This is a genomic window from Treponema sp. UBA7570, from assembly GCA_002477955.1.
Classification (GTDB): Bacteria; Spirochaetota; Spirochaetia; order Treponematales; family Treponemataceae; genus Treponema_D.
Window position 1 is genome coordinate 1 of the sequence record DLLE01000064.1, and the last position, 15,184, is coordinate 15,184.

Below are 15,184 nucleotides of genomic sequence, written 5' to 3' on the forward strand. Positions count from 1 at the left end.
ACAACTGAGTTCATAATGAAAAAACTTTACGGAGATAATGTAGAAAAATGACAACACATGTTTTTATTGTTGATGACAACACTTTTAAATACCACCTTGAGTATATGTTTGCAGGAACTGGTGCAAATGCAAAAAAAATAGGAAAAGTAAAACAGGAATATGTTATTGATTTTAATAACAGTTCTGAAACTACTTTGTATGAAAGGGAAAAACAGGCTGCTGAAAAAATGCTTGTCGGCATGATGGCCGATGGTTGCCGTGTAAGAAAAGATGATTTAATAATTTTTTATTTGGTTGAAAAACAAAATGGACACGAAGGAATGTTTTTTGGAGTTTTTCAAGCAGCAGAAGATGGAATCTTTCTTGATAATTTTGATGAAAATCAATTTTTGTATAAAGAACTAAAAAAATCACTGACTTTTAGGCTAAAAATCAAGCCTTATCAAGTTTATGCAAAAGGTGTGACAGAATGGGAAGCTCTTGATGAAATAAAAAATATATGTTCACCGTATCAAATGCTTTGGAGTTTGATTTACAGAAAATTGAAGGGAAATCGTGGTAATACAATGATTACGACTTATGAGTCAAAAAGACTAATTTCTCTAATCAGACAGAAAAATAAAAATCAGACTTTAAATTTTTGTGATTACACTTTTGATGGAAGAAATATCATAGAAGGTGAAAATCATAAGGAATATGCAGGCAGAACTGAAAAAATAAATATTTCGCCAAGACTGCTGGCGAAAGCAGGAAAGAAACAAGCGTTTGAAGCACATCTTCAAATGTACATAACTCAAAATATTGGAAGAGGAACAAACAAATCTTTGGACAAGGCTTTAAATGCAGAAGAAAACATTGAGTGGATTGGAAACGAAGTTTCCTGCGGTTTGGGGTTGCAAAGAATAGACGTAATGATTTCTAAAACAATAAATGAAAATCAGAAAATTGTTATGCCTATAGAGTTAAAAGCAGTTGCGGCAAGTTTTGACAATACACGCCAGCTAGGGCGTTATGTTGAATGGATAAAGCAGTATTATGTTCCGAATAGTCCTGAAAGCGATATTCAGCCAATTCTAATTTGTTTAAAAGGCAAGAAGTTGTCAGATGATTTGAAAAATGAATTTAAACGTTTTAATCAGGAAAGCAATGTTCTTCCATTAAGATATATTGAATATGAGATTTTAGAAAATAATTTGGTTTTTAAAACCGTGGACTATCAAAAATGAACTATATCGGCTCAAAATTAAAACTTTGCCAGCATTTTCTGCCGGAAACAATAAAATCTGTTTGCGGAGCAGACCTTTCTCAGAAAATATTCTGCGATATTTTTGCAGGAACAGGAATTGTCGGGCGAACGTTTAAGACATCTGTTCATAAAGTCATTTCGAATGACATTGAATATTACAGCTATGTTTTAAATAAAAATTATATTGAAAATCACCGTTCGCTTGAAAATTCAGAGCTGTTTGTGTCTGAATTAAATGGACTTTCTCCTTGTGCAGACGGATTTATTTATAAAAATTATTGTCTTGGCGGAAATGGAGAAAGACAATATTTTTCTGATGAGAACGGTAAAAAAATCGATTCAATCCGTATAAAAATTGAAGAATGGAAAAACAATGGAAAAATAAACAAAAGTATGTATTATTTTCTCCTTGCAAGTCTTTTGGAGAGTGCTGACAAGGTGGCAAATACTGCAAGTGTTTATGGCGCATATCTGAAAAATCTGAAAAAATCTGCCCAAAAACAAATTGTTTTAGAATCAGCTGATTTTGAACTTAATGATAACGAGCATGAGGTTTTTAAGTCTGATGCAAATGAATTGATAACTAGAATTTCAGGTGATATTTTATATCTTGACCCTCCTTATAACTCGCGTCAGTATGGAGCAAATTATCATCTCTTGAATACGATAGCTGAATACAAGCCATTTGTTCCAAAAGGAAAAACAGGACTTCGCGAATATACTCGCTCAAAATATTGCTCAGTTTCGAGTGTAAAAGAAGAATTTGAAAGCTTAATAAAAAATGCAAATTTTAAATATATCTTTCTTTCCTATAATAATGAAGGCTTAATGAGCGTGGGAGAAGTTCAGAGAATTATGCAGAAATACGGACGCTATGATTTGGCCCAGACTGATTATCAGCGTTTTAAGGCCGATTCAAACCGTTTTAATAAAGCTGAATCGACTGTAGAATATCTGCATATTTTGGAGAAAGATTAACTTGAAAAAACATTTTTTCGGCAGAATTAATTTTCTGTTAAAATATTGCTATAAAAAATAATTTGAGATATTATCAATTTTATAGAGAGCCTAAAAAGTTCTCTGGTTATTTAATTCTCAGTGGCTCGCAGATTTAGATCTGGGGCTTTTTTTTTGCTGTTGAGGCGGTTTTTGAGTAATTTCTTTCATTTTGATAAATGTGTTAAAATGTTTTTATGAATGTTTTGATTCTTCAGCCTCCAGTCATGCAGCTTAATACTGCTTATCCTAGCGGAGCGTATCTTTCTGATTTTTTTAAGCGTGAAAACTGCCTGACTAAGTGGGTGGATTTAAATATAGAACTTTTTTATTCAATTTTCTGTAAATCCGGGCTGGAAAAAATTTTTGAGCTTTCTGAACAAAATGCTTTAAAACTTGCCCAAAAAGCTGAAAATTCTGGTGATGAAAATACTGCCTTTAACTTGCGCAGATATGTCTGCCAGAAAAAAAATTGGATTGATTGGATTGACCGGATTGTTCAAATTTTGTGCGGAAAAGGTTTTGAAAGCGCCCATGCCTTTGTTTTTGGAGCGCATGTTCCTCGTGGAAACCGAATGGAAAATTTTCTGGCAAATCTCGATCACGATTTAACGACCGACGATGCACGAAGCCTTGCAAGTTTTGCGCTGGTTGATTTTGCGGATTTTATAAATGTTGCTTTTGACAGAAATTTTAGTCTTGTCCGTTACGCGGAAAGTCTTACGATAAGCGAATCTATTTTTAGCGAAATCGAAAAAGGTGCTGACAGCCCGATTTTAAAAGAATTTTATGTTCCTCTTTTGGAAAAAAAAGTTGTTCCAGAAATTGAAAAAATACTTTCTGAGGCAAAATCTGTCGAAAAAGACGAAAAAATTCTTGTCTGCGTAAGCATTCCTTTTCCGGGAGTTTTTGCCGCAGCCTTGGCTACTGGAAAATTTTTAAAACAAAGATATTCAGAAAAAATTTTTGTAAGTTTTGGCGGTGGTTTTGTTAATACGGAACTTCGCGAGACAAAAGAAAAATCTCTGATAAAGTATTGCGATGCGATTAGTTATGACCGCGGATATGCTTCTTATAAAAAGTTGCTGGAAATTTTAAAAACAGAGCAAAAAGCGGAAGAAATTTATAATTTTCGTCAGTTTGTTTTGAGAAATGATTCTTGCGGAACGGAAAGCGTCCAAATTTTGGAACCAGCAAAACCAGATTCTCAAGAACTGAATTATGAAATTCAAATGACAAAATCCGTAATTCCTGACTTTACGGACATTGATTTTTCAAAATATCCGCGTTTGATTGACGACACAAACCCAATGCATCGTCTTTGGTCGGACGGAGCGTGGATAAAAGCATATATGGCTCATGGCTGTTATTGGCATAAATGCGCATTTTGCGATGTTACTTTGGATTATGTAAAAAGTTTTTGTATGACGGATATTAAGCTGTTGTACAAAGGACTTTTAAAACAATGCACAGAAAAAAATATTTTTGGAATTCATTTTGTTGACGAAGCTATGCCGCCTGCTGCAATGGTTGCATTTGCAAAAGAAAATATTGCTCACGGTTCGCCTTTGAGCTGGTGGGGAAATATTCGCTTTGAAAAAAACTTTACTCGCGATATTGCAGATTTTTTGGCTTATGGCGGTTTGGTCGGTGTTAGTGCCGGGCTCGAAAGTGCTACAGGAAACGGACTGAACGCGATTCACAAAGGTACGGATTTGGAATCGATTGTCGGAGCATGCTGTGCTTTTAAGGAAGCTGGCATTTTGGTTCATGCCTATATGATTTTTGGATACTGGTTTGAAAAACCATTGGACTTAATGAATTCGATGGAAACTCTTCGGCAATTCTATGCAAACGGTCTTTTGGACAGTTGTTTTTGGCATAAATTTGTTTTGACCAGACATTCGCGGGTTTACGATGAATGGAAAAAAGGACTGCATCCAGAATTAAAGGTTCTTGCTGAAAAAAATATTCCTTTGTTTGCAAAAAATGGTTTGCATTTTGAAGGCGAAAAATCTTCCGAAAAATATGCCCAGGCACTGGAATTTTCGCTTGATGAGTGGATGCACGGCAGAAATTTAGAAAAACCGGTTTATAAATGGTTTGGTTTTAATGTTCCAAAGCCAGATGTTGGCTCAGACTTTATTCAAAAAATGATTGAAAAATATGAAAAAAAGCGCGATTTGGAATTTTCAAAGCCTCTTCCAGAAAATAAAGAAAAAATTTTCTGGCTTGGCGGTGAAAAAATTCTTGTAAAGACAAAACACGGTCAAAAACTGCGCTGGTTTTATATGGGCGAAATGCAGGAAGCAAATGCTGATTCTGACGAAAAAACTATGCGCGGACGAGGATTGTGCGTTTTGCCGTAATTAACCGTTGAGAGAAATATGAAAAGAAAGTCCGAGTTCTGTATTTGAAAAGACATAGGATTTTTTATGTAAAAATTTTGAATCCGCATTCAAACCATTTTTAAAAGCCAAAAAAAGCGTGACTGCGACTGGTTTTGTGTCAAAAATTGCTTCTGCTCCGTAATTTAAATAAAGATACGGCTCTATGTGCTGGTTTTCGTTGAACAGGAGCGGAGCGAACGAAAAATAATAGTTGTGTCTGATTGATTTTGAAATTTTTGTGTTGTATTCAAGCCCGACACAAAAAGCGTTGAATTTAAAAGTGTCGTCTTTTGCGGTAGAAAAACTTTTTGCGTAAGAATAATTGTAGAAAGAATAACCAAAAAATGGAATAAAAGTTCCTTTGTAAATTCTAACTGAAGGCAGAAGATATTGAACATCAACTTCGATACAGCGCAAAAGTTCGTTGAGCTGTTCGTTTGAGTGGTTAAAATCCGGATTGTCCGACCATAGAATGAATTTGTGTTCCGTAAGACCTAAATTCATCTGCGCTTTAAGCATAGGAATTTTTTCTAAATATGCGTGATATAAAATTCCGTAGAAAAAAAGAACTTCCTTTTTGATTGAGGCAGAATTGGATTCTTTTGACATTATTGAGTTATTTAGCGTCTGAAAACCCATTGTTGTTTCAAAAGTCCAGTCGATTCCTTCAATCGGCGAGATATGTTTTACCGCCGCAGAAAAACTGTCAAAAATGCAGAAAAAAATGAGAAAAATTAAAACTGTGATTTTCTTTTCGTTTCTTTTAATTTTCATGACGGTTTATGGCTTATATTGAAGTATTTTAGAAAAATGGACGGACTAATGCAATAATGTGAATTTTATTTGATAAAAAACAGTTGTTTTAGACTAACTTTTTTTAAATTCACCTAACAAAAATAATTTTGCTATAGTTTAAGCATAAATTACCCGTGAGGGAGTAGCAGACTTATTTTTAAGTAGAAAGTCAACATACTGGTTTTACCTGGCTTTCTTTAATTTGCGAGACTCATGCGCAGAAAAAATGGGAATTCTGTGCATGCGTCATAAAATTGTAGATTTTGACCTGTGCAGTTTTGCTCAGGTCTTTTTTTTGCTTATTTTAATTTTTTGGAGAAAAAGATGGAAAATCTTTTGGCGGTGTTCTTTACGGTTATGATTACGGATTTTGTTGCTGAATTTGGCGATAAAACTCAGTTGCTTTTGATTGGAATGACTTCAAAATATAAAATCCGTGACATTGTTCTTGGAACTTTGGCAGCTGTTTTTGTTTTGAACGGAATTGCAGTTTTTATTGGCGGAGCATTGAACGAGCTTTTGAATTCATTTTTGTGGGCTGTAAAATTTGCAGCTGCCGCCGCTTTTATTTATTTTGCCGTAACGACTTTAAAATCGGACAATGATGAAGACGAAGAAGAAAGCGGAAGTAAAATAAAATTTGCTCCGCTGGCTGTTTTTTGTACTTTTTTTGTTGCTGAACTTGGCGACAAAACTCAACTGACCGCAGTAACTTTTGGCGCAAATTACGGGTTGAGCAAAGTTTTTGTCATTTGGTTTGCGTGCTCAATTGGACTTTTTGCCGCCGATATAATCGGAATGTTAATTGGCTACCTTTTAAAAACAAAGGCTCCGGAAGGAGTTTTGAAAATTCTTTCGTTTGTTTTGTTTGCCGGATTTGGAATTTTTACGGTTTATCAAGGATTGTCGCTTTTGCAGGAAAGTCTTGCGGTAAAAGGTTCGGGCGCGGTTATTCCGGTTTGGTTTGTTCTGGCAGTTGTTGCTGTTGTTTTTGCAGGACTTTGTATTTTGCAGCTAAAATTGAATAAAAGCTCAAAGGTGAAATAATTTTTTAAGAAAGCAAAAGTTTTTTTAATTGCAATTTTTTGAAAAAAAAGCTCTGGTTTTTTAGCCAGGGCTTTTTTAGTTTTGAATGTTTTATCGCGTAAGTTTGCGGTACACCGTTTTGTGCGGAACTTCATCATCAATTCCGAGAACGGTCTTTTTCCATTCAACGTATTCAGACCAGTTTCCTTCAAAGAAGTGAATGTCCGAATTGTTTTCAAACGCAAGAATGTGGGTTGCAACGCGGTCTAGGAAGTAACGGTCGTGGCTTACTACAAGCACAACTCCGGCAAAACTGTTGATTGCTTCTTCGAGAGAGCGGGTTGTCGAAATGTCCAAATCGTTTGTAGGTTCGTCTAAAAGAAGAACGTTTCCTGCTTCTTTGAACATAAGTCCCATATTTAGGCGGTTTTTTTCTCCGCCGGAAAGAACGCTGATTTTTTTGTTTTGTTCAGCAGAATTAAAATTGAACCATGAACAGTAAGCGTGGGCGTTTACTTCGCGAACTGCGCCGTTAAGAGGGCGGCCTTTTTCGTCTACGGCACCAAGTTTTACAAGGTCGCTTCCGCCGCTCAAAGTTTCGTAAATTGTTTTGTTTGGATCGAGCTTTGAGCGCATCTGGTCTACATAAACCAATTTTACGGTTTCGCCGATTTTGATTTTTCCAGAATCAGGAAGTTCCTTTCCTGTTGTTCCGTCAGGCAATTCAATATCTTGTCCAGCGGCGCTTGCAATCATTTTGAAGAGAGTTGTTTTTCCTGCGCCGTTTGGACCGACAATTCCAACAACCGCTCCGGCAGGGATATGGAAGTCGAGGTTTTCAAAAAGAAGCTTGTCGCCAAAAGATTTAGTCAATTTTTCAGCATCAATTACAACGTTTCCGAGGCGTGGACCTGCTGGAATAGAAATCTGGCTGTCTTTAAGCTGAATTCGTTTTGATTCTTCGGCAAGAAGAGCTTCGTATTTTGTAATGTGCTCCTTGTGTTTTGCCTGACGGCCTTTTGCTCCTGCGTGAATCCATTCCAATTCTTCTTTCATTTCGCGCTGACGAACGCTTGCTTGTTTTTCTTCAAGTTCAAGACGCTTTTGTTTTGCTTCGAGCCATTCAGAATAGTTTCCTTTGAACGGATAACCTTCGCCCCGATCCATTTCCAAAATCCAGCCGGCAACATTGTCCAAGAAGTAACGGTCGTGAGTAATTGCAATAATTGTTCCTGGATAATCTTTTAAATGGCGTTCAAGCCATGCGACAGTTTCTGCATCGAGATGGTTTGTAGGTTCGTCCAAAAGCAGAATGTCCGGTTTTTGCAAAAGAAGTCGGCACAAAGCAACACGGCGGCGTTCTCCTCCAGAAAGGACATCGACAATCTGGTCAGGCGGAGGGCAGCGGAGTGCGTCCATTGCAAGTTCAAGATTATTGTCCAGATTCCAGGCATCTGCGGCATCGAGTTTTTCCTGAATTTCGGCCTGGCGTGCGCAAAGTTTGTCAAAATCAGCGTCAGGATCGCCAAAAGCTTCGTTAACTTTATCAAATTCTTCAAGAAGGTCTGTAATCGGCTTAACGCCTTCTTTTACTACTTCAAGAACAGTTTTTCCTGGTTCAAGATAAGGTTCCTGCTCAAGATAACCCATTGAATAACCCGGCAAAAGTTGAGTTTCGCCAGTGTAATCTTTATCAATTCCTGCAAAAATCTTAAAAAGCGAAGACTTACCGGCACCGTTTTCACCGATAACACCAATTTTAGCGCCGTAGTAATAAGAAATCGAAATGTCTTTAAGAACTACTTTTGTGCCGTAAGCGCGACTAACGCGGTCCATGGTATAAATGATTTTTTTGTCGTCGAATGTTTTAGCCATAAAATTAGTATAGCAGAAGTTTGCTTTTAGTTATAGACATCGGCAAATTTGTGTAAGTTTGCATAAAAAAACCAGCCTTTCGGCTGGTCTGCATATATGGTTAAATTACCATGTTTTTTCGATTTCTGGTTCGCAGATGTTGATTTCTGTGTCAAGATCAAAGAACTTGCATTTGTCCATTCTTGGAACAAAGTTTACTGTGTCGCCAAGCTTTGGATTTACTGAAGGGTGGCATTTTGCAACAACCTTTGTATTCTGAATTTGTACAAAAACGTGTGTTTCTGCGCCGAGCGGTTCTTTGTTTGTAACTTTTACAGAAATATTGTTTTCTGCTGCCGGAGCATCCTGATAAATGAGGTCTTCTGGGCGAACGCCGAACCATACTTCTTTTCCAACATAAGCCTTAAGGTGTTTTTGCTGAGTTTCTGTTGGAACGAGTTTGAATGTTCCTTCGTTTGCTACAACTTTATCACCGTTTGCTTCAATATTTACTTTGAAGAAGTTCATTGGAGGAGTTCCGATAAATCCAGCAACGAATTTGTTAATCGGGTGATTGTAAAGATAAAGCGGAGCACCAATCTGCTGAATGCGTTTTTCTGACATTACAACGATTTTTGTACCCATTGTCATAGCTTCAATCTGGTCGTGTGTTACATAAATCATTGTTGCCTGAAGACGGCTGTGGAGGGCAGAAATTTCTGCACGCATCTGAACACGGAGTTTTGCGTCAAGGTTAGAAAGCGGCTCGTCAAACAAGAATACTTTTGGAGAACGAACGATTGCACGTCCTACAGCGACACGCTGGCGCTGGCCGCCGGAAAGAGCCTTTGGTTTGCGGTCGAGATATGTATCGAGGTCAAGAATTTTCGAAGCTTCGCGAACACGGCGGTCGATTTCTTCTTTGTCAATTTTGCGGATTTTAAGACCATAAGCCATGTTGTCGTAAACTGTCATATGTGGATAAAGAGCATAATCCTGGAAAACCATGGCAATGTTGCGGTCTCTTGGCGGAACATCGTTCATAACTTCGCCATCAATTAAAAGCTGACCGCCAGTAATGTCTTCAAGACCGGCAATCATGCGGAGAGTTGTAGATTTACCACAACCAGACGGACCTACGAATACACAAAATTCGCGGTCTTCAATTGTTACATTAGATCTTTCTACAGCAAGAACGTTGCCGTCGTAGATTTTTGTAATACCTTTAAGTTCAATCTTAGCCATTTAATCCTCTTAACAGTAATAAATTAAAAAATTACTTTCATTATAATAACATTTAATAAGTATCAAAATCAATAATCTGAGTGCTCAAAACACTTTAAAACGCGGTTTTTTATATGGACGAAGTTAACCGTCTAACCGGCTTTTCGTGGCTGCGGTCCTTCGGACTTGCTTTGCAACCACTACAATCCGGCGTAAGTTAAGCCTGTAGACTCGTCAATTCCCATCATAATGTTCATGCACTGAACGGCGGCGCCGCTTGCTCCTTTGCCCAAATTGTCAAAGCGGCTTGTAAGAACCAGCCTTTCGTCGTTGCCGCAGACAAAAATCTGCATGCTGTTTGTTCCGGCGAGTGTGTTTGCAGGAATAAAATTTTCTGTAAGTGTGCCTTCGCCCAAAAATTCTGCGCATTTTACAAAACGGCTGGAATTGTAGTGTTCCTTAAAAAGTTCTGTAAGCTGCTGGCCGTTGAGTTTTTTTTGCATAAGTCTTGTAAAAAGGCTTACAGTTACGGTCATGCCTTCAAAATAATCGCAGACATAAGGGTTAAAAATCGGCTTGTATGCAAGTCCGCTGATTTTTTGCATTTCTGGAAGGTGTTTGTGTTCCTGTGTGAGCGCATAAAGACGCGGAGACTTTAATTCTGGATTGCGGTCTGGAGATTCGTACTGGCCGATTGCTTTTTTTCCTGCTCCCGAGTATCCCGACACTGCATGGCAGACAACCGGATAATCCGGAGAAATTATTTCGTTTTTGATAAGCGGATAAACGAGAGAAATAAAACCGGAAGCATAGCAGCCTGGAACTGCAACCCTGTTTGAAGTTTCGATTTTCTGTCGATGTTCCTTTGAAAGTTCTGGAAAACCGTAAGCCCAATCTGGATTTGTGCGGTGAGCTGTTGAAGCGTCCAAAATACGGGTTTTTGGGTTTTTGCAAAGATTTGCGGCTTCGATTGCGGCTGCGTCCGGCAGGCAGAGGAACGTAAAGTCGGACGCGTTTATCATTTTTGCGCGTTCTTGGGGATCCTTGCGTTTTTCCTCATCGATTAAAAGAATTTCAATGTCGCTGCGTTTTTCGAATCGTTCATAAATTTTAAGACCGGTTGTGCCGTCTTTGCCGTCAATAAAAACTTTGTAAGCCATTTTTTTGTCTCCAAAATTATTTGCGTTAGGGGTTGGAGTGGCCGCGAAGCGGGTGCAAAGCACCGGTAGCCACGGAAGACCCGGCGGAGATGTCCAAAAAAACTCAAATAGATTTTCGGGTCAAGCCCGAAAATGACAGAAAAGATACTTTTTGGACATCTCCGCAACGCCCAGATTCTTTAAATATATATTTTTTGACCGATAATTACGATATGAAACACAGAACTTTTTGGATATTTTTTTTGATGGCTCTTTTTGCGGCGTCTGATACCGGAATTTTTGCTCAGGCGCAGGCTGTAAAATTGCATTATTCGGGAAAAGGCGGATATTCGCTTGTGGAACGGACAAATTTGCGCCGTTATGTGAACGGAAAATATGTCGGTTTGACGAGCAGGGAAGTTCGTTCTTTTGTAAGTCCGAGCGAGCCTCCGTTAATGCGTTTTAAGGCAAAAGGTTCTGTTTACGAAAATGACCAGTGGTATGACGGAAGTTTTTATGTAATGGAAGAAACTTTGCGTAATTCTCAGGCTGCCGGAGCAGGGATTCACGAAGCTGTTCAGTCGGTTTTTCATATTTCTAAAAACGGGCAGCTTACAATGTACAAGGATAACGGTTATCCGAGTTTTAGGAGTTTTCCGGCTTATACTGCGGACAAGGTGAATGTCGGAGAAAGCTGGAAGGCTGTGGCGGAGCGTTCGGTTGATCCGCTCAATAAAGGCATTTTTACAAAAATTCCGATGCAGGTTCTTTATACTTTTTCTGGCGCAGAAACTTATAGAGGACAGGCGGTTTATAGAATCAAGGCAATCTGGCAGACTTATTATGACGCGCAAAACCGCGATTTTGGAGGGGATTCTTCGCTGCAAAAGGCTCGTGGAGGGCACAAGGCGGATATTATTGTTTTGCAGGAAACCGGCGAGCCGATTTTGACTATTGATAATGTTGACGAGACTTTTTTTTGGATTGATGGGACCCAGGTAAATTTTAAAGGAACGATTACGCTTTTTACTGAATTTCCGCCGGCGTTTGACTCTCAGAGAATTATGGCGGCTTTAAACCGCGTAGCGACGGTTAAGAACGGAAAAAACGGAATGGACAAAAATTTCTCTGGAACGGAAAAATCAGTTTCTGTCGGAACTGTGGCTGGTTCTGGAAAATTGGCAGTTCCGGACAAAAAACTTTCGGCTGAAAAGTCTGAAAAAGTTGCATCTGCTGGAAAAACTGAAAAATCGCTGTCAAAAACTGGACTAAGCGCAGAAAAAATTGATGACGTTTTGCCAAAAAACAATATTGTTGCGGAAGAAGTTTCGGCAGGAATCCGTCTGAGTATTCGTGACATAAAATTTGCTCCGGACAGTGCGCAGATTTTGTCTGGCGAAAGCAAGCGGCTTGACGAAATTGCAGAGGTCTTGAAAATGGCTCCGAATGCGCAGTTTTTGGTGGAAGGCCATACTGCAAGCGTTGGAAAACCAGCTGGCGAACAAAAACTTTCTGAGCAGCGCGCTTGCAAAATTGCGGAAGAACTCAAGGCGCGCGGTGTAAAGGCTGGAACGTTTATTTGCCGCGGCTTTGGCGGAACAAAACCTGTTGCTTCTAACGAAACAGACGAAGGCAGGGCGCAAAACCGTCGTGTTGAAATTACGATTTTAAAATAAAACTTGGCTTTGAATTACGAAAAATTCCAGATTTCGTTTTTGTGAATTGTTCCTAGAGCGTGTGCTGCCTGAACTATGTTTTGGTTATTTTGAGCATGCATAAAGTTTTTGAGGTCGATCGAAAAACGGTTCATTGAAAAATGCTGAAATACAAAGACTTTTTGCCATTCTTCTGGAGCGGAACTGTAAGTTTTTTTGAGCTCGTTTTTGTATTCGGTAAAAATGCCGTTCTTTTTGAGCTCGCTGTAGCCGACAAGAAAAATTTCCGGTTTTTCGGCTTCGGTTTGCGCGGCGCGGCAGAGAGAAATATGAAGTTCTGCGGTTTTTTGGGCCATGTAAACTTGGCTTTCTAAAATCAGGTTTTGGACTTTTTCGTTGCCTTCGCCCAAAAGAAATTTTATGTGCTTGGTTTTTGCTGTGTGAACTGGCGTTTTATTTAAGATTATTGCGTTTTTGCGGAAATCTGTATTGAATTCGGGATTTTTTTGAAAAAAACTTGCCGCGATTTTTCCGCTTTGGCCGACAAGATATTTTTGATTTTTGGACAACTGCTCGTCTTTTCCGGGATTGTCGCCGATTACAATCAGCCGAATCTGGCTTTGTTCTGTAATTTCGTCGAGAGCGGTGTTGTAAACGACTGGATTTTCGAGAGAATAATCTGGAGTGTCTTTTTGCGCTGCGTTTTTTTGAAGTGGAATCAGAATTGAAGAAAATTCTTCTGAAATTTTTTTGCAGTAAGAGCGAAAATCGTTGCGAAAATTTAAAAAAATATTGAATTGTTCGGCTGTCATTTTTTTATGATAACGAGAATTTTGAATTTTGTGTATTGGCGGATAAATTGAAAGGCAATAAACCGAAAAAGTAAATTTTACGCCGGATGCGGCGGCCAAAGTTGCCGAAAGGCAATGAGCGCGAGCGAAGCCGGAGCAGCCGGTTTTTGGATAAAACTTACGGAAAAGGCGAGGCAAAACTTTGAAAAAAAATGCCGTCCAAAATAAAATAAGATTAAGAAGTTGAAACTTGTCTGTTTTTTTGTGAATTACCTATCTTTTTTATTAAAAATTGGTTAGAATGTGGCGAGTTTTGTTATTTTTTAGTAAGTAGTTTTTTATGGTTTTGAACATTTTTGCTCAGGTTTTTGGTTTTGTTGGCTCGCTGTGCCTTTTGCTTTTTGGAATGAATATGCTTTCCGACGGAATTCAGAAAGGCGCGGGAAGTAATTTGCAGAAGCTGCTTGGAAAAATTGCAGGAAACAGATTTACGGCGGTTTTGACTGGAATTGGTGTTACGGCGATTATTCAGTCGTCTGGCGCTACTACCGTAATGGTTGTGAGTTTTGTCAATGCGGAAATGCTCACGCTCAAACAGGCAATTGGCGTAATTTTTGGCGCAAATATTGGCACGACCGTTACCGCCTGGATTGTTTCGCTTTTTGGATTTAGTTTTTCGATTGCTGATGCGGCAATTCCTCTTTTTGGAATTGGCTTCCTTTTAAAACGCATGAAAAAATTCAAGATCCACAATTTTGCAGATTGTTTTATGGGATTTGCAATTTTGTTTATGGGGCTTGACCTTCTTCAGAAAACGTTGACCTTGAGTTCTGAATCGGCGGCTGTTTTGCAGCATCTTACGAATTTGGGAATTGGCGGACTTTTGCTCGGTGTATTTATCGGAGCGGCGGTTACGGCTCTTATACATTCGTCTTCTGCTATGACGGCGATTGTTCTTACGATGGCGGCAAATAACTTTTTAACTTGGGAACTTTCGGCTGCCTTGGTTTTGGGAAGCAATATCGGTTCAACGATTGATGCTGTTATGTCGGCTTTTGGAGCTACGACTAATGCAAAACGTACGGCGCTTGTGCATGTTATGTTCAATGTTATGGGAACTGTAATTGTTCTGTGCTTCTTTAAGCCTTTCTTAAGTCTTGTTGATATGATTGTTCCTGGAACTCCAGCTTCAAATATTACAACTCATATTGCAATGCTCCATACGATTTTTAACGTTTGTTCTACATTGATTTTCCTTCCTTTTGTCGATCAGATTGCATTTCTTGCAACTAAAATTATTAAAACCACTCCAGAAGAAAATAATTCGCATTATAGATTTCCGGCAATTTTGCCTAACAGCCACGTTTCGGCAGATGTTTACCTTTTTCAGATTCAGAAAGAAATTTCAAAAATGTCTGCAAAAATAATGGAAATGTTCGATATTATTTCGAATACTCTTGCGAGCGCAGGCAAAAATCCTCAGGAAGTTGAGGTTGAAAAGTCGGTTGATTTGGTTCAGCAGCTGGAAGAATATATTGACGAAATGAACGAAGCAATCACTCATTTTTTGCAGCATGTTTCTCGTCTGCCGAATGCAAACCACGAAGACAGAGTTCATTTTTCGCGGTTGATGACAATTACAGATACGCTTGAAAGCTTGAGCGATGAAAATTCTTCGATAATGTACACGCTCAAAAAGTACATTGAAAGCGAAAGTTTTAATTTTGTTTCTGACCAGACAAAAAAAATCTGTGGCTATCTTGAATCGGTTCGCCTTTTCTATGAACGAGTTTGCGTAAACTTTACGATTGGCATGACAGGTGAACAAAAATATGAATACGAAAAGCTTGAAAACGAAATTGACCGTACAAAGAAGAACTTAAAATACGAAAGCCGCAAGCGAATTGAATCTGGAAGCGATGTAAAAGCAGAGCTTGCTTATATCGATCTAGTAAGAAAAATCGAAAAAGCCGGCGACTGCATCTACACAATAGTTCAAGCTATTTAAAAAAAGTCCGCAAAAAAATGCGGACATTTTTTTGCGGACACAAGTAAAATCAATTCAAAT

The 15,184-nt window shown here is 38.6% G+C and carries 11 protein-coding genes; 6 read left to right on the forward strand and 5 right to left on the reverse strand.

Translation table 11 applies throughout. The features are described 5' to 3' along the window. Nucleotides 1-47 precede the first annotated feature (47 nt). From B4N75_RS08980 to B4N75_RS08990, 3 genes are all read left to right on the forward strand, one after another. Nucleotides 48-1,226, forward strand: a complete 1,179-nt coding sequence (locus B4N75_RS08980; RefSeq protein WP_296668110.1) for a hypothetical protein — start codon at nucleotides 48-50, stop codon at nucleotides 1,224-1,226. Next, nucleotides 1,223-2,224: a DNA adenine methylase gene (locus B4N75_RS08985; protein WP_296668111.1), complete on the forward strand. Its 1,002-nt coding sequence runs from the start codon at nucleotides 1,223-1,225 to the stop codon at nucleotides 2,222-2,224. The genes B4N75_RS08980 and B4N75_RS08985 overlap by 4 nt, the downstream gene beginning before the upstream one ends. Before the next feature lie 215 nt (nucleotides 2,225-2,439). Continuing rightward, a complete protein-coding gene (locus tag B4N75_RS08990; RefSeq protein WP_296707191.1) occupies nucleotides 2,440-4,611 on the forward strand; it encodes a radical SAM protein in 2,172 nt (723 codons plus the stop codon). On the opposite strand, the gene B4N75_RS08995 is transcribed toward B4N75_RS08990, so the two are convergent. After that, nucleotides 4,612-5,406: a hypothetical protein gene (locus tag B4N75_RS08995; RefSeq protein ID WP_296668113.1), complete on the reverse strand. Its 795-nt coding sequence runs from the start codon at nucleotides 5,404-5,406 to the stop codon at nucleotides 4,612-4,614. Between the two features lie 345 nt (nucleotides 5,407-5,751). On the opposite strand from B4N75_RS08995, the gene B4N75_RS09000 reads away from it, so the two are divergent. Beyond that, nucleotides 5,752-6,474, forward strand: coding sequence for a TMEM165/GDT1 family protein (locus tag B4N75_RS09000; protein ID WP_296668114.1), 723 nt, complete (start codon nucleotides 5,752-5,754; stop codon nucleotides 6,472-6,474). Nucleotides 6,475-6,564: 90 nt separating this feature from the next. Here the strand turns inward: B4N75_RS09000 and ettA are convergent, their stop codons facing one another. The 3 genes from ettA to argC form a co-directional block, all read right to left on the reverse strand. Further along, nucleotides 6,565-8,328: an energy-dependent translational throttle protein EttA gene (ettA, locus tag B4N75_RS09005; RefSeq protein ID WP_277292441.1), complete on the reverse strand. Its 1,764-nt coding sequence runs from the start codon at nucleotides 8,326-8,328 to the stop codon at nucleotides 6,565-6,567. Between the two features lie 105 nt (nucleotides 8,329-8,433). Then, entirely contained in the window at nucleotides 8,434-9,552 is a 1,119-nt protein-coding gene (locus tag B4N75_RS09010; protein ID WP_296668115.1) for an ABC transporter ATP-binding protein, read from the reverse strand. A gap of 179 nt (nucleotides 9,553-9,731) precedes the next feature. Beyond that, complete coding sequence (argC, locus tag B4N75_RS09015; RefSeq protein WP_296707193.1) at nucleotides 9,732-10,691, reverse strand: N-acetyl-gamma-glutamyl-phosphate reductase; 960 nt, start codon at nucleotides 10,689-10,691, stop codon at nucleotides 9,732-9,734. A 245-nt stretch (nucleotides 10,692-10,936) separates the two neighbouring features. On the opposite strand from argC, the gene B4N75_RS09020 reads away from it, so the two are divergent. Then, the gene (locus tag B4N75_RS09020; protein WP_296707195.1) at nucleotides 10,937-12,346 is read left to right on the forward strand and encodes an OmpA family protein; all 1,410 of its coding nucleotides are present in this window, start codon (nucleotides 10,937-10,939) and stop codon (nucleotides 12,344-12,346) included. A 14-nt stretch (nucleotides 12,347-12,360) separates the two neighbouring features. Here the strand turns inward: B4N75_RS09020 and B4N75_RS09025 are convergent, their stop codons facing one another. Continuing rightward, complete coding sequence (locus tag B4N75_RS09025; protein WP_296707197.1) at nucleotides 12,361-13,137, reverse strand: hypothetical protein; 777 nt, start codon at nucleotides 13,135-13,137, stop codon at nucleotides 12,361-12,363. 319 nt (nucleotides 13,138-13,456) lie between these two features. On the opposite strand from B4N75_RS09025, the gene B4N75_RS09030 reads away from it, so the two are divergent. Continuing rightward, nucleotides 13,457-15,124, forward strand: coding sequence for a Na/Pi cotransporter family protein (locus tag B4N75_RS09030; protein WP_296019530.1), 1,668 nt, complete (start codon nucleotides 13,457-13,459; stop codon nucleotides 15,122-15,124). Nucleotides 15,125-15,184: the final 60 nt, after the last annotated feature.

What these genes read in the sequence shown, in the direction of transcription:
- B4N75_RS08980 (WP_296668110.1), top strand. Translation starts at nt 48, where the DNA reads ATGACAACACATGTTTTTATTGTTGATGACAACACTTTTAAATACCAC.
- B4N75_RS08985 (WP_296668111.1), top strand. Translation starts at nt 1,223, where the DNA reads ATGAACTATATCGGCTCAAAATTAAAACTTTGCCAGCATTTTCTGCCG.
- B4N75_RS08990 (WP_296707191.1), top strand. Translation starts at nt 2,440, where the DNA reads ATGAATGTTTTGATTCTTCAGCCTCCAGTCATGCAGCTTAATACTGCT.
- B4N75_RS08995 (WP_296668113.1), bottom strand. Translation starts at nt 5,406, where the DNA reads ATGAAAATTAAAAGAAACGAAAAGAAAATCACAGTTTTAATTTTTCTC.
- B4N75_RS09000 (WP_296668114.1), top strand. Translation starts at nt 5,752, where the DNA reads ATGGAAAATCTTTTGGCGGTGTTCTTTACGGTTATGATTACGGATTTT.
- ettA (WP_277292441.1), bottom strand. Translation starts at nt 8,328, where the DNA reads ATGGCTAAAACATTCGACGACAAAAAAATCATTTATACCATGGACCGC.
- B4N75_RS09010 (WP_296668115.1), bottom strand. Translation starts at nt 9,552, where the DNA reads ATGGCTAAGATTGAACTTAAAGGTATTACAAAAATCTACGACGGCAAC.
- argC (WP_296707193.1), bottom strand. Translation starts at nt 10,691, where the DNA reads ATGGCTTACAAAGTTTTTATTGACGGCAAAGACGGCACAACCGGTCTT.
- B4N75_RS09020 (WP_296707195.1), top strand. Translation starts at nt 10,937, where the DNA reads ATGGCTCTTTTTGCGGCGTCTGATACCGGAATTTTTGCTCAGGCGCAG.
- B4N75_RS09025 (WP_296707197.1), bottom strand. Translation starts at nt 13,137, where the DNA reads ATGACAGCCGAACAATTCAATATTTTTTTAAATTTTCGCAACGATTTT.
- B4N75_RS09030 (WP_296019530.1), top strand. Translation starts at nt 13,457, where the DNA reads ATGGTTTTGAACATTTTTGCTCAGGTTTTTGGTTTTGTTGGCTCGCTG.